Below are 24,271 nucleotides of genomic sequence, written 5' to 3'. Positions count from 1 at the left end.
TCATGTCCACACCCCACGGGGAGCCCATCGCCGTCGTCGGTATCGGCCTGCGGTTCCCGGGCGGCAACACCACACCCGACGGATTCGCCGACTTCCTCCGCGCCGGGCGCTCCGGTCTGCGGCCCCTGCCCACCGACCGGTGGGACCCGGTGGACGCCGGTCAGGACGGCGCCGGGGCCGGGGACCTCCTCCGCTGCGCGCAGGGCGGGTTCATCGACAAGGTCGACCACTTCGACGCGCAGTTCTTCCACATCTCGCCGAAGGAGGCCGACTACGTCGACCCGCAGCACCGGGTCGCGCTGGAGGTCGCCTGGGAGGCGCTGGAGGACGCGGGCATCGACCCGACGCCGCTGCGGCACGGCACCGGCGGGGTCTACATGGCCGTCAGCAACGTCGACTACGTCGGCGAGATGACCGCGTACGATCTGGACGAGCTGAACACCTACATGGCCACCGGGGCGACGTTCAGCGCCCTCTCCGGCCGGCTCTCCTACTTCCTCGGCTGGCGCGGCCCCTGCATGACCGTGGACACCGCCTGTTCGGCCTCCCTGGTCACGGTGCACCTCGCCGCGCAGGGGCTGCGCGCCGGCGAGACCGACCTCGCGCTGTGCGGCGGGGTCAACACCATCCACAGCCCGCGCGCGTACGCCATGGCCGCCAACGGGAACATGCTGGCCCCCGACGGCGTGTGCAAGACCTTCGACGAGGCCGCCGACGGCTACAGCCGCAGCGAGGGCTGCGGCGTCGTCGTGCTCAAGCGGCTCTCCGACGCCCAGCGCGACGGCGACCGGATCCACGCCCTCGTCCGCGGCTCCGCCGTCGGCCAGGACGGCGCGAGCAGCTCCCTCATGGTGCCCAACGGCACCGCCCAGGAGCAGCTGCTCCGCACGGCCCTGGCCGGTGCCGGGCTCGCGCCGGGCGACATCTCGTACGTCGAGGCCCACGGCACCGGCACCCCGCTCGGCGACCCGATCGAGATGGGCGCCCTCGGCGCCGTGTTCGGCGCGTCGCACACCAGCGAGGACCCGCTGGCGGTGGCCTCGCTCAAGACGAACGTCGGGCACATGGAGTCGGCCGCGGGGATCGGCGGCCTCATCAAGACCGTGCTGCAACTGCGCGACCGCACGCTCTACCCGCACCTGAACCTCGACACGCCCTCCCGGCGCATCCCCTGGGACGACCTCCCCGTCACCGTGCCCACCGAGAAGCGCCCGTGGGCCGCCGACACCCGGCGCGCGGTGGTCAGTTCCTTCGGCCTGACGGGCATCATCGGCTCGGTCGTCCTCGAAGAGGCGCCCGCGGAGACCGCCGCCGCGCCGGCCGCGGCCGCGCCCGCGGACCCGCCCGGCGAGGCGCACGTCCTCACCCTCTCCGCGCGGAGCGCCGGCGCGCTGCGCGGGCAGGTCCAGCGCTACCAGCGGCTGCTGCGCGACCGCCCCGAGACCGGCGTGGCGGACCTCTGCCACGCCGCCGCCACCTCCCGGGCCCACTTCGACCTGCGCACCGCGGGCGTCGTCCGCGACCACGACGACGTCGCCCGGCTCCTCGACAACGCGCTGACCCGCTCCACCCGGCCGGGCCGGCCGGCCGCCCCGCCCGCGGTGGCGTTCCTCTTCTCCGGCGGCGGCACGCAGTACGTGGGCATGGGGCGGCCGCTGTACGAGCGCTTCGGCGCCTTCCGCGAGCAGTTGGACGCCTGCGACCGGCTGTTCGCGCCGCACCTGGGCCGGTCGATCCGGGACATGGTGCTCGGCGACGCGGACGACGCCGAGCTGATCCACCAGATCCGGTACATGCAGCCCGCGCTCTTCGCGCTGGAGTACGCCGTGGCCCGGCTCTGGCTCTCCTGGGGCGTACGCCCGGCCGTCCTGGCCGGCCACAGCATCGGCGAGATCGTCGCCGCCACCGTCGCCGGCCTGTTCTCGCTCGACGACGCCGTCACCCTCATGGCCGCCCGGGCCCGCCTCATGGACGCCTCGCCGCCCGGCGCCATGGCCGCCGCGGAGGCGTCGCCGGCCGAGGTCGCCGACCTGCTGGAAGAGCACGACGACCTGTCCGTGGCCGCCGTCAACGGCGCCCGGCAGATCGTCCTCTCCGGCGGCAAGGCGTCCCTGGAGCGCGTCGAGGAGGCCCTGGCCGGGCGCGCGGTCAAGACGCGGCGGCTCGCCGTGTCCTGCGCCTCGCACTCGCCGCTGATGGCCGAGGCCGCCGCGGAGCTGCGCGAGGTCGCCGCCGGACTCACCTTCCACCCGCCCGAGTTCACCCTCGTCTCCAACCTGACCGGCCGCGTCGCCGACCCCGCCGAGCCGGCCACCCCCGACTACTGGGCCCGCCACCTGCGGGAGCCGGTGCGGTTCGCCGAGGGCGTGCGCGCCGTCGCCGAACGCGGCCGGCACGCCTTCCTGGAGGTCGGCCCGGCCACCGAACTCGTCGGCATGGGCAAGCAGGTCCTCGACGCCCCCGGCGACCACCTGTGGCTGAGCAGCCTGCACGCCGAGGACGCCGACGGCACCGTCGCCCGCCAGTCCCTCGCCCAGCTCTACGCCGCCGGCACCTCCGTGTCCTGGACCGGCTACTACGGCGACCGCCCCCGCAGCCGGCTCACCCTGCCGACGTACGCCTTCGACCGCCGCCGGCACTGGCTGCCCGCCCCGCGCGGGGCCGGCGCGGCCCGCGGCGGCGACGTGCACCCGCTGCTCGGCCGCGAGGTCTCGACCGACAAGGAGCGCGCCGCCGGGGTGCGTACGTTCGCCACCCGGCTCGACGCCCGCCGCCCCTACCTGGCCGACCACAAGGTGCGCGGCCGGGCGGTCTTCCCCGGCGCCGGCTACGTGGAGACGCTGTTCGCGCTCCAGGACGCGGTCTACGGCGAGACGGGCCTCCCCGTCACCGGCGTGACCATCCACGAGGCCCTGCTCGTCCCCGACGAGGGCACCGTCGAGCTGCGCACCCGGCTGCGGCCCGGCGCCGGAGACCTGGCCGAGGTGGAGATCGTCAGCATGGCGGAGGGTGAGGACCCCGGCGCCGCGCCGCTCGAACGGCGCCATGTCACCGCCACCGTCGAGGCCGGCGGATCCGCGGACGGCGGCGCCGCGGCCGCGCTCGCCGAGACGGCCCGGTCCCTGACGACCCTCCTCGGCGAGGCGGGCGAGCCCCGCTCCCGGCTGCTGCCCGACGACCTCTACGCGGACTTCGCCGAGCTGGGCGTGGACTACGGCCCGCACTTCCAGGGCGTACGGAGCATCGAGCGGTACGGCGACCACCTCGCCGTCGGCGAACTGCGCGGCCAGGAGGCGGCCCCGGCCGAGCACCTGCCGCCCGCCGTCCTCGACACCGCGCTGCAGACCCTCACCGCGCTCGCCGACGACGACACCCTCGCCATGCCCGTGGGCTTCGGCCGCTGCCGGCTGCTGCGGAAGCCCCGCGGCCGCACCCTGCGCAGCGTGCTGCGCACCACCCCGCCCGCCGCCGGCGCGGAAGGGGAGCCGCCCACGGCGGACGTCCTCGTCCTGGACGGGGACCGCCCGGTCTTCGTGCTGGAGGGCCTCACCCTGCGCCGGGTCGCGAACGCCGCCCCCGACCGCGACCGGATGTACTCCGGGGTGCGGTGGGTCAAGCGCTCGCTCCAGGCCACCGCACGCGAGCCGCGCCGGGTGCTGCTCGTCGGCGCCCCGCCCGCCGGCGTCGACGCCCTCGCCGGGCCCGCCAAGGAGCGCGACGTGACGCTGTCGGCCGCCGCCACCGCCGCCGAGGCCGTGGCGCTGCTGCGGGAGCGGCCCACGGACGTGTGCTGGTTCTGGCGGCCGCCGGGGGAACCCGGCGAATCCCTGCCCGCCGAGTGCGAACGCAACTACCGCGACCTGCTGGCGCTGCGCGACGCGCTGGGGGAGACGGGCTCCGGGCAGCCGCCGCGGCTGTGGCTGGTGACCGAGGGCGGCCAGTGGGTTCCCGGCGACCGGCCGGAGGAAGGGGCCGGGGCCGGGCAGGCGGCGCCGGCGGCCGCCACGCTGTGGGGGTTCGGGCACGTGATGTGGACCGAGTACCCGTCGTACGGCGTCACCCTCGTCGACCTGCCGCGGCCGGCCGCGGACGGCGCCGGCGCCGGTTATCCGCCGCTGCTGGACGAGTGGACCGCGGCGGAGTCCGCCGACTTCCAGGTGGCCTACCGCTCGGGGGTGCGGCACGTACGCCGCGTCTCCGCCGAACCGGGCGGCCCGCGCACCGACGTCGAACTGGTCACGGGACAGGGGCAGATCGGCGTCGTCGCGGTGCCGCTCGCGGAGGAGCCCGCCCCCACGGGCGGCCGGATCCGCGTGCGGGTGCACGCGGCCGGCCTGAACTACGTGGACGCGGCGAACGCCCTCGGCCTGCGCGCCGAGGCCGGCGAGGAGGTCGCCGAGGCGCTGGCGGAGCTGCCGCTGGGCCTGGAGTGCGCGGGCGTGGTGACGGCCGCGGGACCCGACGCCGCGTTCCGGGTGGGCGACGCCGTCGTCGCGGCCCACATCGGCGTGCTGCGCCGGGAGGTGACGGTCGAGTCCGAGACCGCGGTCCGCAAGCCCGCGCGGCTCGGCTTCGCCGAGGCCGCCGGCCTGCCCATCGCGTACCTCACCGCGCACTACGCCCTGCACGACCTGGCGGGGATACGGCGCGGCGACCGGGTCCTGATCCACTCCGCGGCCGGCGGCGTCGGCCAGGCCGCGGTGCGGCTCGCGCAGCGGGCCGGGGCGGAGGTGCTGGCCACCGCCAGCCCGCAGAAGTGGCCGCTGCTGCGGTCCCAGGGCATCGAGCACGTCATGAACTCCCGCACGCTCACGTACCCCGACGAGGTGCTCGCCGCGACGGACGGCGCGGGGGCCGACATCGTGCTCCACAGCCTCAGCGGCGACCGCGTCGAGGCCAGCCTCCGGTCGCTCGCGCGCGACGGCCGCTTCGTCGAACTGGGGAACGTCGGCACCTGGACCCCCGACGAGATCCACCGGGCCCGGCCCGACGTCGCGTACCACACCTTCGACTTCCTCGACTTCACCGCCGAGGAGCGGCTGCGGCTGATCCGGGACGTGCTCGGCACCGTCATGGAGCTGATGGACACCGGGGAGCTGTCCCCGACCCCCACCACCGTCTACGCCGTCGACGAGGTCGACGAGGCGTGCCGGTCGATCGGCCGCGGCACCAACGCCGGCAAGCTCGTCGTCGGATTCGACGACTGGCTCGGCGCCGAACCGCCGCCCGCCGTGCGGCCCGTCGAGGTCGGCCCCGACCACACCTACCTCGTCACCGGCGGGTTCGGCGCGCTCGGCCGCCAGGTCGCCGAACGCCTCGCCGCCCTCGGCGCCCGCCACCTCGCCCTGCTGGGCAGGCACGTCCCGGCGGCCGAGGACCTCGCCGCCCTCCAAACCCGGCTGGGCCCGGACACCGAAGTCGTCGCGTACGCCGCCGACATCGGCGACGACGCCGACGTACGCCGGGTCTTCGCGGACCTGCGCGGCAGGCCGTGGCCGCTCGGCGGCATCGTGCACGCGGCCGGCACGCTGGCCGACGCGCCGGTGGCGGCGCAGACCTGGGAGAGCATCGACACGATCTTCCGCACCAAGGTGTACGGCAGCTGGCTGCTGCACCGCGCCGCCCTCTCCCTGCCCGACCTCCGGTTCTTCATCGGCTACTCGACCGTGACGTCCCTCCTCGGCAACGGCGGCCAGGCGAACTACGCGGCCGGCAACGCCTTCCTCGACACCCTGATGTGCCGGCGCCACGCCGCCGGACTGCCCGGGACCAGCGTCAACTGGGGCGCCTGGGGCGAGATCGGCCTCGCCGCCGCCGCGGACGCGCAGCACGCCGCGAACGTCGAGCGCCAGGGGTTCACCTTCTTCCGGCCGGCGGCCGGGATCCGCGCCCTGTTCCGGCTGCTGGACCGGCCGCCCGCCCAGGTCACCATCGCCGAGGTCGACTGGGACCGCTTCGCCGCGACCCGCCCGCAGCACAACGCCCTGTACCAGCAGGTCGCCCGCGGCCCGCGGCGCCGGGAGATCGACGTCGACCCGGACGCCCTGTCTGCGCTCCCGCCGGCCGAGCGGCGGGAGACCGTCTCCGGCATCCTCCGCGGGCTCATCGCCGACCTCCTGCACTACGACGGCGCCGACGACGTGCCGCGCGACGCCCGCTTCTTCGAGGTCGGCCTGGACTCCCTGGCCGCCGTCGAGCTGAAGAACGCACTCCAGCAGTGCTTCCGCCTGCCGCTCTCCGCCGCCAGCGTCTTCGACCACCCGTCTGTCTCCGAGCTCGCGGAGTTCATCGACGGGCAGCTCACCACCGCCGCCGCGCCCGGGGCCGCTACGGGCACCGACGGCGCCGGCCACGCCGACGGCCCGAACGGAGGGACGCGATGAGCAAGGCCACGGGAGACGCCGTCCGGCTCCCCACCATCGCCGCCACCGCGGCCCACCACGCCGAGGTCCGCCCCGACGCCCCGGCCGTCGAGTGCGCCGGCCGCGTCGTCACCTTCCGCGACCTGCACCGCCGCAGCAACCGTACGGCCCACGCGCTGGCCGCCGCCGGCGTCACCGCCGGCGCCCGCATCGCGTACCTCGCCCAGGACACCGAGCACTACTACGACCTCCTCCTCGCCTGCGCCAAGAGCGGCGCCGTGCTGGTGCCGGTCGACCCGCGGCTCACCCCGGGCGAGATCGAGCACGTGCTGCGCGACTCCGGGACCGTCCTGCTGGTCACCGACGCCGAGCGGCTGCCCGCCGTCGAGGGGATCCGCCCCGCGCTCGCCGCGCTCCACACCGTGATCCCCCTCGACGCGGACGCGCCGCACGGCGGCTTCCCCGGCTGGACCGCCGGCCACCCCGCCACCGACCCGGACCCCGGCACCGCGCCCGGCCCCGCACAGCCGCTGACGCAGATCTACACCAGCGGCACCACCGGCGCGCCCAAGGGCGTCGTGCTCAGCCAGCGCAGCTACTGGGCGGTCAACGACCTGCTGGCCCGGCACCGGCTGGACTGGATCGACTGGCGCCCCGACGACCGGATCCTGCACGTCCTGCCCGGCCACCACATCGGCGGCCCGTGGTGGTTCCTCCAGGGCTTCCGGGCCGGGGCCGTCAACGTGCTCGGGCAGGGCTTCGAGGGCGGCCGTACCCTCCGTACGATCCGCGAGGCCGGCATCACGACCACGCTGATGGTGCCCTCCATGCTCCAGGTCCTCCTCGACGAACCGAACGCCGGCCCGGCCGACTTCGCCGGCCTGCGCAAGGTCGTCTACGGCGGCTCGCCCATGCCCGAGGCGCTGCTGCGCCGGTGCCTGGAGACGATGGGCTGCGAGTTCGCGCAGATCTTCGGCCTCACCGAGACCTGCGCCTCCGCCCTCTGCCTGCCCCCGGCCGACCACGTGCCCGGCGGCCCCCGCCTCACCGCCGCCGGGCGCGCCTACCCCGGCGTCGCCGTGCAGGTCGTGGACCGCGCCGGCGAACCGCTGCCGGCCGGGCAGGTCGGCGAGATCCTCCTCGACACCCCCGCCGTCATGGACGGCTACTGGAACCGCCCCGACGACACCGCGCGCACCCTCGTCGACAACTGGCTCCACACCGGCGACGCGGGCTTTCTCGACGAGGACGGCTACGTCCACGTCCGCGACCGCATCAAGGACGTCATCCTCGTCGCCGGCGAGAACGTGTACCCGGCCGAGGTCGAGAACGCCCTCGGCAAGCACCCGGCCGTCGCCGAGGTCGCCGTCGTGGGCGTGCCCGACCGGGTGCGCGGCGAGGCGGTCCGCGCGTACGTGCTCGCCCGGCCGGGAGAGCGGCCGACGGCCCGCGAACTGACGACGTTCCTCAAGGACCGGCTCGCCGACTACAAGAGCCCCACGGACTACGCCTTCGTGGACACCCTGCCGCGCACCGCGAGCGGCAAGATCCTCCGCCGCGAGCTGCGCGGCCGCGCCTAGGGAGACCGGAAACCATGGACGAGCGCACGGACCGGCCGGGCGGGCCGGATCTTCTGGAACTGCCGCTGCCCAAGCCGCGGGAGTGCCCGTTCGGGCCGCCGCCGGAGATGGCCGGGCTGCGGGAGCGGACGCCGGTGGTCCGGGTGAAGTGCCCGACGGGCCTGACGGCCTGGCTGGTCACCCGCTACGCCGACGTGCGCGAGGTGCTCGGCGACGCGGAGCGCTTCAGCAGCCGCGCCGGCCAGGCGATTCACCTGATGGCGCACGCGGATCCCGAACGGCCGGTCGGCGAGCTGGAGTTCTCGCGCATGGACGGCGCGGACTACCAGCGGTTCCGCCGCACCATCGGCCCCGAGGTGTCCACCGCCCAGCGCATGACCGAGCTGCGCCCGATGGTGCAGGCCCTCGTCGACGAGCGGCTCGACGCGCTCGCCGCCGCCGGGCCGGCCGCCGACCTCTACGCCGACTTCGCCGTCCCCGTCACCACCGCCGTGATCGGCGGGCTCGTCGGCGTGCCGTACGCCGACCGGGAGCTGTTCCACAACGCGGCGGCGGTCATGTTCAGCGGCGCCACCAGCCGGGCGGACGTGCTGGAGGCGATGCGCCCGCTCCACGAGTACCTGTTCCGGATGGTCGCGACCCGCCGCGCGACACCGCTCGACGACAGCCTCACCCGCATGATCGCGCGCAGCGAGGCGAGCGAACGGCCGTACACCGACCTGGAGCTGGTGGGGATCTGCGCCGCGCTGCTGGTCCCCGGCTTCGACACCAGCGCGACCGTCATGGCCCACGGCCTGCTCACCCTGCTCGCCCACCCGGCGGAGCTGGCCCGGCTGCACGCCGAGCCGTCGCTGGTCCCCAGCGCGGTCGAGGAGATCGTGCGCTTCCTCGGCGGCGCCCCGGGCATCGTCCGCCAGGCGACCCGGGACACCGAGATCGGCGGCCACCCCGTCGCCGCCGGCGACTACATCGTCCTCGCCATGCAGGCGGCCGACCGCGACACCGAGGTGTTCCCCGACCCCGACCGGCTGGACGTGGGCCGGCGGCCCAACAACCACCTGGGCTTCGGCCACGGCACCCACCAGTGCTTCGGCCAGCAGACGGCCCGGCTGGAGCTGACCGTGACCCTCCAGACCCTGCTGCGCCGCGTCCCGTCGCTGCGCCTCGCCGTACCGCTGGAGGACGTCCCGTTCAAGACCGGGAGCATCGTGTACGGGCCGGCCGAGGTCCCGGTGACCTGGGACGCCGTCCTGCCCGCGGAACCGGCCGGATGACGGGGGACGGGGCCGGCGCGCCGCTGAGGGTCAGCGTCGACACCGGCAGGTGCGTGGCCTCCGGCATGTGCGCGTTCGTGGCACCCGAGGTCTTCGACCAGCGGCCGGAGGACGGCGTGGTCGTGATCAGGCGCCGCGACCCGCCGGCGGACCAGGCCGAGGCGGTGCACGAGGCGGCCGTGCGGTGCCCCGCCCAGGTGATCGACGTCGAGTAGCCCGCCCCGGAGCCGCGGGTGACGTGGGCCGCCGGCGCCGCCGGGCGGCCGCGCTCCCGTCTCCGCGCTCCATGTCACCGACGGGAGTCCCTTCCGGTGTCTGCCAACGAACAGCAGCTGCGCGACTACCTCAGGCTGGTCACCGCCGACCTCCGCCGGACCAGGCAGCGCCTCGAAGAGGCGGAGGCCCGCGGGCACGAGCCCGTCGCCGTCACCGCCATGGCCTGCCGCTTCCCCGGGGGAGCGACCTCCCCCGAAGAGCTGTGGCGGCTCGTCGCCGACGGCGGGGAGGGCCTGTCGCCCCTTCCCGCCGACCGGGGCTGGGACCTGGACGCGCTCTACGACCCCGACCCCCTGCTGCCCGGCCGGAGCTACCTCCGTGCGGGCGGATTCCTGCCCCGCGCGGGCGACTTCGACGCCGAGCTGTTCGGGATCTCGCCCCGCGAGGCGCTGGCGACGGATCCGCAGCAGCGGCTGCTGCTCGAAGTGGCGTGGGAGGCGTTCGAACGGGCCGGACTGCCGGCCGGCGAGCTGCGCGGCGCGCCCGTCGGCGTCTTCGTCGGGGGCACGCCCCAGGAGTACGCGCCGCGCCAGGGCGACCCGGCGGCGCGCGACCTGGAGGGCTACCTCGCCGTCGGCACCACCACGAGCGGGATGTCCGGGCGTATCGCGTACACCTTCGGGCTGCGCGGCCCCGCCCTCACCGTCGACACCGCCTGCTCGTCGTCGCTGACCGCCCTGCACCTCGCCGTGCAGGCCCTGCGGCGCGGCGAGTGCACCCTCGCGCTCGCCGGCGGGGTCACCGTCATGTCCTCGCCGAACTGGATCGTCGACCTCAGCCGCCAGCAGGCGCTGGCCGCCGACGGCCGGTGCAAGGCGTTCGCCGCGGCGGCCGACGGCTTCGGCCCCGCCGAAGGCGCGGGCGCGCTGCTGCTGGAGCGGCTGTCCGACGCCCGCCGCCACGGCCACCCCGTGCTGGCCGTCGTGCGGGGTACGGCGGTGGGGCAGGACGGCGCGAGCAACGGCCTGACCGCCCCCAACGACGAGGCGCAGGAACAGGTCATCCGGGACGCCCTCGCCGACGCCCGGCTCACCGCCGCCGACGTCGACGCGGTGGAGGCCCACGGCACCGGCACCCGGCTCGGCGACCCGATCGAGGCGCAGGCGCTGAGCGCCGTCTACGGCCGGGAGCGGCCGGCGCAACGGCCGCTGCTGCTGGGGAGCGTGAAGTCGAACATCGGGCACACCCAGGCGGCGGCGGGCATGGCCGGGGTGATGAAGACGGTGATGGCGATGCGCCACGGGCTGCTGCCCCCGACGCTGCACGTCGACGCGCCGTCGCCGCACGTCGACTGGGCGGCGGGAGGGCTGGAGCTGCTGACCGCCGCGAGGCCGTGGCCGGAGCGGGACGGGCCCCGGCGGGCGGGGGTGTCGTCGTTCGGTATCACCGGCACGAACGCGCACGTGATCCTGGAGGAAGCGGAGGCGGCCGGGGAAGCCGCCGACACCGCAGGTTCCGCCGACCCCGCCGGCAGCGCGGCACCGGCCGCCGTCGTCCCGTGGATCCTCTCCGCCCGCGGCGAGACCGCCCTGCGGCAGCAGGCGGTGCGGCTGCGGGAGTTCACCGCCGGCACCGGCCCGTACCCCCGCCCCATGGACGTCGGCTGGTCGCTGGCCCGGACCCGTACGCCTCTGGAACACCGCGCGGTCGTGGTCGGCGGCACACCGGCGGAGCTGACCCGCCGCCTCGACGCCGTGGCCGCCGGGGCGGAACAGCCCGGTGTGGCCCGGGGCGTGGCCCGCGGCGACGCCGCCGGCGTGGGCCTGCTCTTCGCCGGCCAGGGCGCGCAGCGGCCCGGCATGGGCCGGGAGCTGTACGAGGCGTTCCCGGTCTTCGCGGCGGCCTGGGACGAGGCCCGCGCGTTCCTCGACAAGCAGCTGCCCGGCCCGCTGAACGACGTCGCCTTCGGCACGGACGAGGAGACCCTGCGCCGTACCGAGTGGGCGCAACCCGCCCTCCTCGCCCACGGGGTGTCGCTCTTCCGGCTGGTCGAGTCGTGGGGCGTCCGGCCGGCCCTGGCGGCGGGTCACTCGGTCGGCGAGATCGCCCTCGCGCACGTCACCGGCGTCCTCTCCCTGGAGGACGCCTGCACGCTTGCGGTGGCCCGCGGCCGGATGATGCAGGCCCTGCCCGCGGGCGGCGCCATGGTCGCCGTGGCCGCGCCCGAGGACGAGGTTGCGGCCGCCCTGGCCGGGCACGAGGACGACGCCGGCATCGCCGCCGTCAACGGCCCCCGCGCGGTGGTCGTCTCCGGCGCGGAACCGGTGGTCACGGCCCTCGCCCGGCGGTTCGCGGACCGCGGGGTGAAGATCCGCCGGCTGCGGGTGAGCCACGCCTTCCACTCGCCGCTGATGGACCCGATGCTCGACGGTTTCCGCGCGGTGCTGGCGGGCCTGCGCTTCCACCCACCGCGGATCCCGGCCGTCTCCACGGTGACCGGGCGGCGCGCCGGGGCGGACGACCTGGCGTCCCCGGACTACTGGGTGCGGCACGCCCGCGAGGGCGTGCGCTTCCACGACGCCGTACGCACCCTGGCGGCCGAGGGTGTCCGGCACGTGCTGGAGATCGGGCCCGACGCCACGCTCAGCGGGATGGCGGCCGAAGCCCTCGCGGACCCCGGCGGCACGGTCTTCTGCCCCCTGGGCCGCGCGGACCGTCCCGAGCCGCTGGCCGCCGTCGAGGGGCTGGCCCGCGCCTGGTGCGCCGGCGTGGACGTCGACTGGCGGGCGCTGTGCGCCGGCGGGCGCCGCGTCGAACTGCCCACGTACGCCTTCCAGCGGCGGCGGTACTGGCTCCGGCCCGCGCCGGGCGGCGGGGCGGCGGCCGGTCTGGGGGTACGGGCCGCCGGCCACCCGGTGCTCGGCGGGGCCGTGGACATGGCCGACGGCCGGGGCCCGGTCCTCACCGGCCGGCTGGCGCGGTCGGCGCAGCCCTGGCTGGCCGCGCACCGCGTGGGGGAGCGCGCGCTGGTGCCGGGCACGGCGTTCGCCGACCTGGCCCTGCACGCCGGTGACGAGGCCGGCCGCGGCCGGCTGGACGAACTCACCCTGCACACGCCGCTGGCCGTGCCGGAACACGGCGGGCTGCGGCTGCAGATCGTGGTGGACGGCGCGGACGAGGAGGGCCGGTGCGCGTTCGGCGTATACGCCCGGCCGGACGCGGACGCGGACGGTGACGCGGAGGGGGAGTGGACCCGGCACGCGACAGGTGTGCTGGCGCCGGCGGCGGCCGCGGCGCGTACCGCCGCCGCACACCCGCCCGCCGACAGCCCGGCCGCCCCGCCCGTCGACCTCGCCGCCTGGCCGCCGCCCTTCGCCGAACCCGTCGACCTCACCGACTGCTACCCCCGGCTCGCCGCCGCCGGCCTGCACTACGGCCCCGAGTTCCAGGCGCTGCGCGCGGTCTGGCGGCGCGGCGACCAGGTGTTCGCCGAAGCGGCCCTGGCCGCGGACGTGGACGTGCGCGGCTTCGGCCTCCACCCGGCGCTGCTGGACGCCGCGCTGCACCCGGTGGTCCTCACCGGCATGGTGGCCACCGACGGCACCCCGGCCCTGCCCTTCTCCTTCGCCGGGGCCGAACTCCTCGCCACCGGCGCCACCGCGCTGCGCGTCGCGCTCACCCCGGTCGCCCGCGACGCGGTCTCCGTGACCGTCGCGGACGGTTCCGGCCGGCCCGTCGCCACCTTCGACTCCCTGACGTTCAAGAGCGCCCCCGCCGAAGGCCCCGGCCACGTACCGGCCGCGCGCGGCTCCCTCTACCGGGTCGCGTGGGAGCCGGTCACCGCCGAGCGCGCCCCCGCCCCCGATCCGGACGTCGCTCGGCTCGACGAGGACGCCGACGTACGCGGAGCTGTCCACCAGGCCCTCACGCTCGTACGCGACCGGCTCGCCGGGCAGCGACCCGACGAGGCGCGCCTGGCGATCGTCACCCGCGCCGGCCTGCCGGCGCACGCCGCGGCCGAGGGACTGATCCGCTCCGCGCAGGCCGAACACCCCGGCCGCTTCGTGCTGGTGACGAACGACGGGGATCCCGCACAGCCCGCCGGCATCGCGGGCATCGCGGCTGCCGTGGACGAGGACCACATCCGCCTGCGCGACGGCACCGTCCTCCGCCCGCGTCTCGTCCGGGCCGACCCCGCAGAGACACCCGGGCCCTCCCCGCTGGCCGGCGACGGCACCGTCCTCCTCACCGGCGGGACGGGCCACCTCGGCCGCCTCCTGGCCCGCCATCTGGTGACCCGCCACGGCGTACGGCGGCTGCTGGTGGCCACCCGGCGCGGCATGGCCGCCGAGGGCGCCGAGGCGTGGGCGGCGGAGCTGACCCGGCTGGGCGCCACGGTGGACGTGGCCGCCTGCGACGTGGCCGACCGCGCCGCGCTCGCGCGTCTTCTCGCGGACGTCCCGGCGGAGTTCCCGCTACGGGCAGTGGTGCACTTGGCCGGTGTGGTGGACGACGCCGTCGTCACCTCCCTCACGGACGGGCAGGTGGACCGCGTCCTGGCGGCCAAGGCCGACGCGGCGCTCGCGCTGGACGAACTCACCGCCGGGCCGGACCTGTCGGCGTTCGTGCTGTTCTCGTCCGTCGCCGGCGTGCTCGGCACCCCCGGCCAGGGCAACTACGCGGCGGCCAACGCCTTCCTCGACGCGCTCGCCGCCCGCCGCCGCGAACGCGGCCTGCCCGCGGTGTCGCTGGCCTGGGGCCCGTGGGCGGAGACGGGCGGGATGACGGGCGGGCTGAGCCCGGCGGACCGGGCCCGGCTGGGCCGGTGGGGCCTGCGCGGGCTCGGCACCCGGGAGGCCCTGGCGCTGTTCGACGCGGCGCTGGCCGGGAACGCGACGGCGGGGGCGGGCAGTTCGCACGGGCCGGCCGGGACCGACAGCGCGGGCGGCGCCTTCGAACCGGCACCCTCGGCCGCCGGAGCCGCCGACGCCACCCTGGTCCCCGTCCGGCTCGACCCGGCCGCCCTCCGCGCCCGCGGCGCGGCCGAGGGCGGCGTCCCCCCGCTCCTGCGCTCCCTGGTCCGTACCCCGGCCCGGCGGCGTACCGTACCCGCGCGGGACGCGGCCGAGCCGTCCGACGCCGAGACCCTGTCGCTCGCCCTGGCCGGAGCAGCCGCCGGCGAACGCCGGCGCCTGCTCCTCGACCTGGTGCGTACGCAGGCCGCCGCGGCCCTGGGGCACGGCCTGACCGACGCCGCCGCCGACGGCGCCTTCCACGATCCCGAACGCCCCTTCCGTGACGCCGGGTTCGACTCGCTGGCCGCGATCGAGCTGCGCAACCGCCTGGTCACCGCCACCGGACTGCGGCTGTCCGCCACGGCCGTCTTCGAGCACCCCAGCCCGGGGGCCCTCGCCGCCCACCTCCTCGCCACCTGGGACGCGGCGAGGCACCCCGGCCCGCCCTCCCCGTAGCGGCCGTCCCCGGCCCCGGGCCGCCGCCCGGCCCCGGGATGGCTGGGGTCTGGCCGGGGGTGTGCACCGGGGTGGGCGGCTGGTACAGGGGCACAGAATCTGATGTCCCTGCAACGACGAGACCGCGACCGGTGCGGCGGCCGAGCCACCGCACCGGTGACAAGGCACGGGGGAGCGCCCGCGAATGACCGGAACGGATCCGATCGCCGTCGTCGGCCTCGCCTGCCGGCTGCCGGGCGCGTCGAGCCCGGCGGAGTTCTGGCGGCTGCTGCGCGACGGGACCGACGCCGTCGGCGAGGTCCCCGAAGGCCGCCGTGCGCACGCCGGCGGGCCCGGGTACGGCGCCTTTCTGGAGCACGTCGACGCCTTCGACCCGGAGTTCTTCGGCATCTCCCCGCGCGAGGCCGCGGTCATGGACCCGCAGCAGCGCCTGATGCTGGAGCTGGCGTGGGAGGCGCTGGAGGACGCGGGCACGGTCCCGTACGACCTCTCCCGGACCGCCACCGCCGTCTACGCCGCCGCCCTCTGGGACGACTACGCGGAACTCGCCCACCGGCGCGGCGGCCCGGCCGTCACGCACCACACCTTCGCCGGCACCCGGCGCGCGATGCTCGCCAACCGGGTCTCGTACGCCCTCGGTCTCACCGGCCCCAGCCTCACGGTGGACACCGGCCAGTCCTCCTCCCTCGTCGCCGTCCACCTCGCCTGCGAGAGCCTGCGCCGCGGGGAGTCGGCCCTGGCCCTCGCCGGGGGCGTGAACCTGGTCCTCGCCCCCGGGTCCACCGCCACCTCCGAACGGATGGGCGCGCTGTCCGCCTCCGGGCGCTGCCGCACCTTCGACGCCGCCGCCGACGGCTACGTCCGCGGCGAGGGCGGCGCGGTGGTCGTCCTCAAGCCGCTCGCCCGGGCCCTCGCCGACGGCGACCCGGTCACCTGCGTGATCCGCGGCAGCGCCGTGAACAACGACGGTGGCGGCGACTCCCTCGGGACGCCGCGCCGCCGCACCCAGGAGGAGGTGCTGCGGCTGGCGTACCGGCGGGCGGGGACCGACCCCGGCGACGTCCAGTTCGTCGAGCTGCACGGCACCGGCACCCCCGCCGGGGACCCCGTCGAGGCGGCGGCGCTCGGCGCGGTGGTCGGCGCCGCGCGGCCCGCGGGCGACCCGGTCCCGGTCGGCTCGGTCAAGACCAACGTCGGTCACCTGGAGGGCGCGGCGGGCATCGTCGGCCTGCTCAAGGTGGCGCTGAGCGTCCGCGGCCGCGAACTGCCGCCCAGCCTCCACTACGTCACCCCGCACCCGGCCATCCCGCTGGACCGGCTCAACCTGCGGGTGCAGGCGACCCGCGGGGGCTGGCCGCGCCCGGAGCGGCCGCTGGTGGCGGGCGTGTCCTCGTTCGGCCTCGGCGGCACCAACTGCCATGTCGTCGTGGCGGAGCCGGAGCCGGAGCCGCCGGCGTCCGGCGGCTCGCGGGCGGCGGGCCCGCGCGCGGCGGGCGCGGAGGCGCCGGCGCTGCCCTGGGTGTTCTCCGGGCGCGGCCCCGCCGCCCTGCGCGCGCAGCCGGCCCGGCTCCTGCACGACCTGGGCGCGCGCCCGGGGCGTACGCCCGAGGACGTCGGCCTGTCCCTGGCCACCACCCGCGCGGGGTTCGACCACCGCGCCGTCGTCCTCGCGGCCGGCGAGGACCGTCTGCGCGCGGGGGCCGCGAGCCTGTCGGAGGGAGAGCCCGCCCCCGGCGTCGTGCAGGGCGTCGTCCTCCCGGGCGCGGGGCCGGTGTTCGTCTTCCCCGGGCAGGGGTCGCAGTGGCGGGGGATGGCGCTGGAGTTGTACGGGGAGTCGGGGGTGTTCGCGGGGGCGCTGGAGGAGTGCGCGGAGGCGCTGGCTCCGTGGACGGGGCGTTCGCTGGTGGAGGATCTGCGGGGGGATCTGAGTCGTGGGGATGTGGTGCAGCCGGCGTTGTGGGCGGTGATGGTGTCGCTGGCGCGGTTGTGGGAGTCGTACGGGGTGGTGCCGGCGGCGGTCGTGGGGCATTCGCAGGGGGAGATCGCGGCGGCCGTCGTCGCGGGCGCGTTGAGCCTGGAGGACGGCGCCCGGGTCGCGGCGCAGCGCAGCCAGGTCATCGCGCGCGGGCTGGCCGGGCAGGGCGGGCTGGTGTCGGTGGCGCTCCCGGCGGACGACGTGCGGGACCTGCTGGGCACGGTGGACGGCGCGCTGTGCGTGGGGGCGGTGAACGGCCCGGCGGCCACCGTCGTCAGCGGGCCGCCGGCCGCCCTGGAGAAGCTGACCGCGGTGCTGGCGGCCCGGCAGATCCGGGTGCGCCGCGTCGACATCGACTACGCCTCCCACTCCGCCCAGGTCGACGCCGTGGTGCCGGAACTCCTCGACGTCCTGGGCGAGGTCCGTACGCGCCCGGCGGGCGTGCCGTTCTGCTCGACGGTCACCGGCGAGATGCTGGACGGCCGGGAGCTGGACGCCGGCTACTGGGTGCGCAACCTGCGGCACCCGGTGCGGTTCTCCGACGCCGTGGCGAACCTGCTCGGCCGCGGCCACCGGCTGTTCATCGAGACCAGCCCGCACCCCGTGCTGAGCACCGCCGTCTCCGCGACAGCCGACGCGCTCGGCGTCGAAGCCGCCGCCGTCGGCAGCCTCCGGCGCGGCGACGGCGGCCGGCGGGGGTTCCTCACCGGCGCCGCGCAGGCGTGGACGCGGGGAGCGGCCGTCACCTGGGAGGCCGCGTACGCCGGTCTCGGCGCCCGGCGCGTCCCGCTGCCCACCTACCCGTTCCAGCGCACCCGCCACTGGCTGCCCGCCGGAGACGGCGAGGAGAGCGCCGCGGCGGAACCGGTGATCCCCGAGGCGCGGGAGCCCGTCGCCGCCGACCGGCAGGACCGGCCGCTGCTCGACGTCGTACGCGGCCACACGGCGGCCGTCCTCGGCTACGCCGACCCCGCACGCGTCGCCGAGCGCACGACGTTCAAGGACGCGGGCTTCGACTCGCACATGTCCGTCGAACTGCGCGACCGCCTCGCCGCCGCCACCGGGCAGCGGCTGCCGTCCGACATCCTCTTCTCCTTCCCCACCCCCGCCGCGCTCGCCGAGCGGCTGCGCGCCCGGCCGACGCGGCCGTCCGCACCGGCGCGGACCGACGGCCGCCCCGACGGCGACGGCGACGACCCGATCGCGGTCGTCGGCATGGCCTGCCGCTACCCCGGCGGCGTCCGCTCGCCCGAGGACCTGTGGCGGCTCGTCGCGGACGGCACTGACGCGATCACCGGCTTCCCGGCCGACCGCGGCTGGGACGACGGCGCCGCTTCCCGCGCCTGGCGGGGCGGCTTCCTCGACGGCGCCACCGAGTTCGACGCCGGGTTCTTCGGGATCTCCCCGCGCGAGGCGCTGACCATGGACCCGCAGCAGCGCGTGCTGCTGGAGGTCTGCTGGGAGGCGGTCGAACGGGCCGGAATCGTCCCGGCGACGCTGCGGGGCACCACCACCGGCGTGTTCGCCGGCGCCATGGCCCAGGAGTACGGCGCCCGCCTCGACCGGGCGCCGGAGGGCTTCGAGGGGCAGATCCTCACCGGCGACACCCCGAGCGTGCTGTCCGGACGCGTGGCGTACACGCTCGGCCTGCACGGCCCGGCGCTGACCGTCGACACCGCCTGCTCCTCGTCCCTGGTCTCCCTCCACCTCGCCGCCCAGTCGCTGCGCCAGGGGGACTGCTCCCTCGCCCTCGCCGGCGGGGTGGCCGTCATGGCCAACCCGGGCATGTTCCTGGAGTTCGACCGCCAGGGCGGCCTCTCCGCCGACGGCCGCTGCAAGGCGTTCGGGGCCGACGCCGACGGCACGAGCTGGGCGGAGGGCGCGGGCGTGCTCGTCCTGGAGCGGCTGTCGCACGCCCGCCGCAACGGGCACCGCGTCCTCGCCCTGCTGCGCGGCTCCGCGGTCAACCAGGACGGCGCGTCCAACGGGCTGACCGCACCCCACGGCCCCGCCCAGGAGCAGGTCATCCGCCGCGCCCTGGCCGCGGCCGGGCTGACGGCGGCGGACGTGGACGCCGTCGAAGCGCACGGCACGGGCACCAGCCTCGGCGACCCGATCGAGGCGCACGCCCTGCTGGCGACGTACGGGCAGGGCCGCGGCCCCGGCGAGCCGCTGTACCTGGGGTCGCTGAAGTCCAACATCGGCCACGCCCAGGCCGCCGCGGGCGTGGGCGGCGTGATCAAGATGGTGATGGCGATGCGGCACGGCGTGCTGCCGCGCACGCTCCACGCCGACGAGCCGTCCCCGCACGTCGACTGGGCGTCCGGCGCGGTGTCCCTGCTGGCCGAGGCGCGTGCCTGGCCCGGCCGGGGCCGGGCGCGGCGGGCCGGGGTCTCGTCGTTCGGCATCAGCGGCACCAACGCGCACGTGATCGTGGAGCACGCGGACGAGCCCGCCGAGCCCGCCGAGGTGCGTACGGAGCCGGCGGTGCTGGCGTGGCCCGTATCCGGACACACCCCCGGCGGGCTGGCCGCCCAGGCCGGGCGGCTGCGCGACTTTACCGGGGCGCACCCCGAGCACGCCGCGGCGGACGTCGGCTGGTCGCTCGCCGCCACCCGGGCGGCGCTGGAGCACCGGGCCGTGGCCGTCGGCACGAACGCCGACGACCTGGCGGAGGGCCTGGCCGCGCTGGCCGCCGGGGAGCCCGCCGCGCGCCTCGTCACGGGCCGGGCCACGGGGGTCGGCGCCGGGCCGGTGTTCGTGTTCCCGGGGCAGGGGTCGCAGTGGCGGGGGATGGCGCTGGAGTTGTACGGGGAGTCGGGGGTGTTCGCGGGGGCGCTGGAGGAGTGCGGGGAGGCGCTGGCTCCGTGGACGGGGCGTTCGCTGGTGGAGGATCTGCGGGGGGATCTGGGCCGTGGGGATGTGGTGCAGCCGGCGTTGTGGGCGGTGATGGTGTCGCTGGCGCGGTTGTGGGAGTCGTACGGGGTGGTGCCGGCGGCGGTCGTGGGGCATTCGCAGGGGGAGATCGCGGCGGCCGTGGTGGCAGGGGCGTTGAGCCTGGAGGACGGCGCCCGGGTGGCCGCGCTGCGCAGCCGCGTGATCGCCCGGCGGCTGGCCGGCGGCGGTGGGATGGCGTCGGTGGCGCTGCCGCACGACGCGGTACGGGAGCGGCTCGACGCCCTGGGCGGCGGGCTGTGCGTGGCGGCGGTGAACGGCCCCGCGGCCACGGTCGTCAGCGGGCCGGTGGCGGCCCTGGAGGAGCTGACGGCCGCGCTGGCGGCCGAGCGGATCCGGGTGCGCCGCACCAACGTCGACTACGCCTCCCACTCCGCCCAGGTCGACGCCGTCGCGGCGGAGCTGACGGAGGTGCTGGGCGAGGTCCGTACGCGCCCGGCCGCCGTGCCGTTCTGCTCGACGGTCACCGGCGAGATGCTGGACGGCCGGGAGCTGGACGCCGGTTACTGGGTGCGCAACCTGCGGGCCACGGTGCGGTTCTCCGACGCCGTACGGAACCTGCTCGGCCGCGGCCACCGCATGTTCATCGAGACCAGCGCCCACCCCGTGCTCACCATGGGCGTCCAGGAGACCGCCGAGGAGGACGCGGTCGCCGTCGGTTCCCTGCGCCGCGGCGACGGCGGGTCCGAACGCTTCCTCACCTCGCTCGCCGAGGCCCACGTGCACGGCGCCGCCGTCGACTGGGCCCCCGCCTTCCCCGGCGCCCGCGCGGTGGACCTCCCGACGTACGCCTTCGAGCGCCGCCGCTACTGGATGACCGCCCCCGCGCCCGCCGCCGACACCGGCGACCACCCCCTGGCCCGCTCCGTCACCCAGCTCGCCGACGCCGACGGCGCCCTGCTCACGGCCTCGCTGTCCCGCCGCACCGCGCCCTGGCTCGCCGACCACGTCGTCTCCGGCAGCGTGCTGCTGCCCGGCGCCGCGCTGGTCGAACTGGTCCTCCGCGCGGGCGAGGAAGCCGGCTGCGGGCGGCTGGAGGAACTGATCCTGCACGCCCCGCTCCACCTCCCCGAGCGGGACCCGGTCCAGCTCCAGATCGCGGTACGCGCCCCGGAGGGCGGCGCCGCCCCGCAGCCCCGCCGCCCCGTCGCGGTCCACGCACGCCCGGCCGGCGCCGCGCCCGGACAGCCGTGGACCCGCCTCGCCACGGGGGTCCTCGCCCCGGCGCGCGGGGCCCACGGCGGTTCCGTACGCACCGAATGGCCGCCCGCCGGCGCCGAGCCGCTGACCGCCGACGCGCTGTACGCGGAGCTGGCGGCGCTCGGCTACGCGTACGGCCCGGCCTTCCGCGGCCTGTCGGCGGCGTGGCGGCGGGACGGCGAGGTGTTCGCCGAGGTCGCGCTCCCGGCCGAAGACCCGTCCGGCGCCGTCGGCTACGGCATCCACCCCGCGCTGCTCGACGCCTGCCTGCACGCCGCGCTCCCCGGCCGGGCCGCGGGGCGGGCCGGCCGCCCGGCGCTGCCGTTCGCCTGGAGCGGGGTGGAGCTGTTCGCCACCGGCGCCACGGCGGCGCGCGTGCGTATCGTCCCGGACGGGGAGGGGGCCGTCGCCCTGCACGTGGCGGACGCCGCCGGCCGCCCGCTGGCGGCCGTCGAGTCCCTGACGCTCCGGGAGAGCACCGCCGCGGACGACACCGCCCGGGCGGACGGCGCGGGGCGGCTGTACCGGATCGGCTGGCGGCCCGCGGCGCCTCCCGCTGCGCCCGCGGCGCCGCCCGCCGGGGCGGGGAGCGGTACGCCCCCGTACGTCCTGGACACACCCGCCGCCGGCCTCTCCGCACTCGCCGACCCCGTCCCCGCCACCGTGATCGCCCCCCTACCCGCCACCGGCACCGCGGAGGACGCCGCCGCCCGGGCGCTCCGCCTCGTCCAGGAGTGGCTGGCCGACGAGCGCTTCGCCGACTCCCGGCTCGCCGTCGCCGTCACCGGCGAGGGCCCGGCGCAGGCCGCCGTCGCGGGGCTCGTACGCACGGCCCGTACCGAACACCCGGGCCGTTTCGCGCTCGCGCACGTCACCGACGACCCCGGGTACCGGACCACGGCCGCCGCCCTCGCGTCCCTGGACGAGCCCGAGATCCGCGTGGTCGCGGAACAGGTCCGAGTCCCGCGGCTGGAGAACCCCGCCCGCCGGCTCCCGGTCCCGCCGGCCGGCGACCCCTGGCGGATCGACGCCGCCCCCCGCGGGACGCTCGACAGCCTCGCGGCACTCCCCGCCCCCGCCGCGGCCGGACCGCCGCCCCCGGGTCATGTCCGCGTCGCCGTGGGAGCCGCGGGCCTCAACTTCCGCGACGTGCTGATCGGCCTCGACATGTACCCCGGCCGGGCGGACATGGGCGTAGAGGGCGCGGGTACGGTCACCGCCGTCGGGCCCGGCGTGACCGAACCGGCCGTCGGCGACCGCGTGCTGGGCCTGATCCCGGGCGCCCTGGGCCCCGTCGCCGTGGCCGACGCCCGCACCCTGGTGCGGATGCCCCCGGGCTGGACGTTCGCGCAGGGCGCGGCCGTGCCCGTCGCGTACCTCACCGCCTGGCTGGGCCTGGTCGACGGGGCCGGCCTCGCCCGCGGCGAGCGGGTCCTCATCCACGCCGCCACCGGCGGGCTCGGGCTGGCGGCGCTGCACGTCGCCCGCCACGTGGGCGCCGAGGTGTTCGCCACCGCCGCCCCGGCCAAGCAGCACCTGCTGCGCCGCCTCGGGCTCGCCGACGACCACATCGCCTCCAGCCGCGACCTGGAGTTCCGGCAGCGGTTCCGGGACGCCACCGGCGGCGAGGGGATGGACGTCGTCCTCCACACCCTCGCCGGCGAGTTCACCGACGCGTCGCTCGACCTGCTGCCCCGCGGCGGCCGGTTCGTCGAGATGGGCAAGACCGACGTCCGCGACGCCGCCGCCGTGGCCGCGGACCGCCCCGGCGTCGGCTACCGCCCGTTCGACCTGCTGGCCGAGGACCCCGGCCGGGTCGGGGAAGCCCTGCGCCGCCTCGCCGGCCTCTTCGCCGCCGGTACGCTGCCACCGCCGCCGATCACCTCGTGGGACGTCCGGGAGGCCCCGGAGGCGTTCGAGACGCTGAAGGACGCCGGTCACCTCGGCAAGTTCGTGCTCACCCTGCCCCGCCGCCTCGACCCGGACAAAACGGTCCTCGTCACCGGCGGTACGGGCACGCTCGGCCGTCTGCTCGCCCGCCACCTGGTGACCCGGCACGGGATCCGGCACCTGCTGCTCACCAGCCGCCGCGGCCCCGGCGCGGACGGCGCGGAGGAGTTCGCCGCCGAACTCGCCGGCCTCGGCGCCCGGGTCGAGACGGCGGCCTGCGACGTCGGCGACCGCCGGGCACTGCGCGAACTGCTCGCGGCCGTCCCGGCCGGGCGGCCGCTGGGCGCGGTGATCCACGCCGCCGGGACGCTGGACGACGCCGTTGTGGAAAGCCTCACGCCCGCGCGGCTGGCGCGGGTGCTGCACGCGAAGACCCGGGCCGCGCAGCACCTCGACGAACTGACCGCGGGCCTCGACCTGGACGCCTTCGTGCTGTTCTCCTCCGTCGCCGGGCTGCTGGGCACCGCCGGCCAGGCCAACTACGCCGCGGCGAACGCCACCCTGGACGCCCTCGCCCGGCACCGCCGGCACCGCGGGCTGCCCGCCGTCTCCCTCGCCTGGGGCCTGTGGCGGGAGGCCGGCGGCATGACCGGGCACCTCGCGGAACGCGACCTCGACCGGCTCGCCGGCGCCGGCGTCGCGCCGCTCGACTCCGCCGACGGGCTCGCGCTCTTCGACGCGGCGCTGACCGGCGGCGAACCGGTCCAGGTCGCCGCCCGGCTCGACCTCCCGGGGCTGCGCCGGCAGGCCGCCGCCGGCGAACTGCCGGCCCTGTTCCGGGACCTGGTCGGCACGGTCAGGCCGCGGGCCGCGGCCGGCGGCCCGGCGGCGGGGGAGCCGGGCGCCGACGACGGCACCCTGGCCCGCCAACTGGCCGCGACGCCGCCCGAGGAGCGGCGGCGGGCACTGCTGGGTCTGGTCCGGTCGCAGGCGGCCACGGTCCTGCGGCACGGCACCGCCCAGGAGATCGTCCCGGACCGCTCCTTCCGGGAGCTGGGATTCGACTCCCTCACCGCGGTCGAGCTGCGCAACCGGCTCACCACCGCGGCGGGCGTGCGGCTGCCGAGCACGGTGGTGTTCCGGCACCCCACCCCCGCCGAACTGGCGGACCGCCTGCACGCGGAGCTGTTCCCGCCCGGCCCCGAGCAGACCGCGACCGGCCCCGACGACCGGGGCGGCGGGGGAGAAGCCGAACACGTGCCGCTCGTGGACGACGACCTGCTCGCCCTCATCGACAAGGCCGTGGAGGGCGACTGACGAGCCGGGGGCCCGGCTGACCGCACCGACG

Annotated in this window: 5 protein-coding genes and 1 pseudogene; all 6 read left to right on the top strand. The window is 77.2% G+C overall.

All coding sequences use genetic code 11. The annotated features are described in order from the left end of the window. Positions 1–2 precede the first annotated feature (2 nt). The 6 genes and pseudogenes from ACHZ99_RS06450 (at position 3) to ACHZ99_RS06425 (ending at position 24,240) form a co-directional block, all read left to right on the top strand. Positions 3–6,383: a type I polyketide synthase gene (locus ACHZ99_RS06450; RefSeq protein ID WP_420303400.1), complete on the top strand. Its 6,381-nt coding sequence runs from the start codon at positions 3–5 to the stop codon at positions 6,381–6,383. Then, positions 6,380–7,942, top strand: coding sequence for a long-chain-fatty-acid--CoA ligase (locus ACHZ99_RS06445; protein WP_420303399.1), 1,563 nt, complete (start codon positions 6,380–6,382; stop codon positions 7,940–7,942). Before ACHZ99_RS06450 ends, ACHZ99_RS06445 begins: the two co-directional genes overlap by 4 nt. 14 nt (positions 7,943–7,956) lie before the next feature. Beyond that, complete coding sequence (locus tag ACHZ99_RS06440) at positions 7,957–9,216, top strand: cytochrome P450 (protein WP_420303398.1); 1,260 nt, start codon at positions 7,957–7,959, stop codon at positions 9,214–9,216. Continuing rightward, positions 9,213–9,431, top strand: coding sequence for a ferredoxin (locus ACHZ99_RS06435; RefSeq protein ID WP_420303397.1), 219 nt, complete (start codon positions 9,213–9,215; stop codon positions 9,429–9,431). Before ACHZ99_RS06440 ends, ACHZ99_RS06435 begins: the two co-directional genes overlap by 4 nt. A 96-nt stretch (positions 9,432–9,527) precedes the next feature. Beyond that, a pseudogene (locus tag ACHZ99_RS06430) lies at positions 9,528–14,903 on the top strand (type I polyketide synthase); the annotation flags it as partial. A gap of 184 nt (positions 14,904–15,087) precedes the next feature. Next, complete coding sequence (locus tag ACHZ99_RS06425; protein WP_420303396.1) at positions 15,088–24,240, top strand: type I polyketide synthase; 9,153 nt, start codon at positions 15,088–15,090, stop codon at positions 24,238–24,240. Positions 24,241–24,271 lie beyond the last annotated feature (31 nt).

The sequence above is a fragment of the Streptomyces sp. MAR4 CNX-425 genome (assembly GCF_048656465.1).
Lineage (GTDB): Bacteria > Actinomycetota > Actinomycetes > Streptomycetales > Streptomycetaceae > Streptomyces.
This window is presented reverse-complemented; position numbering and strand designations above follow the sequence as displayed.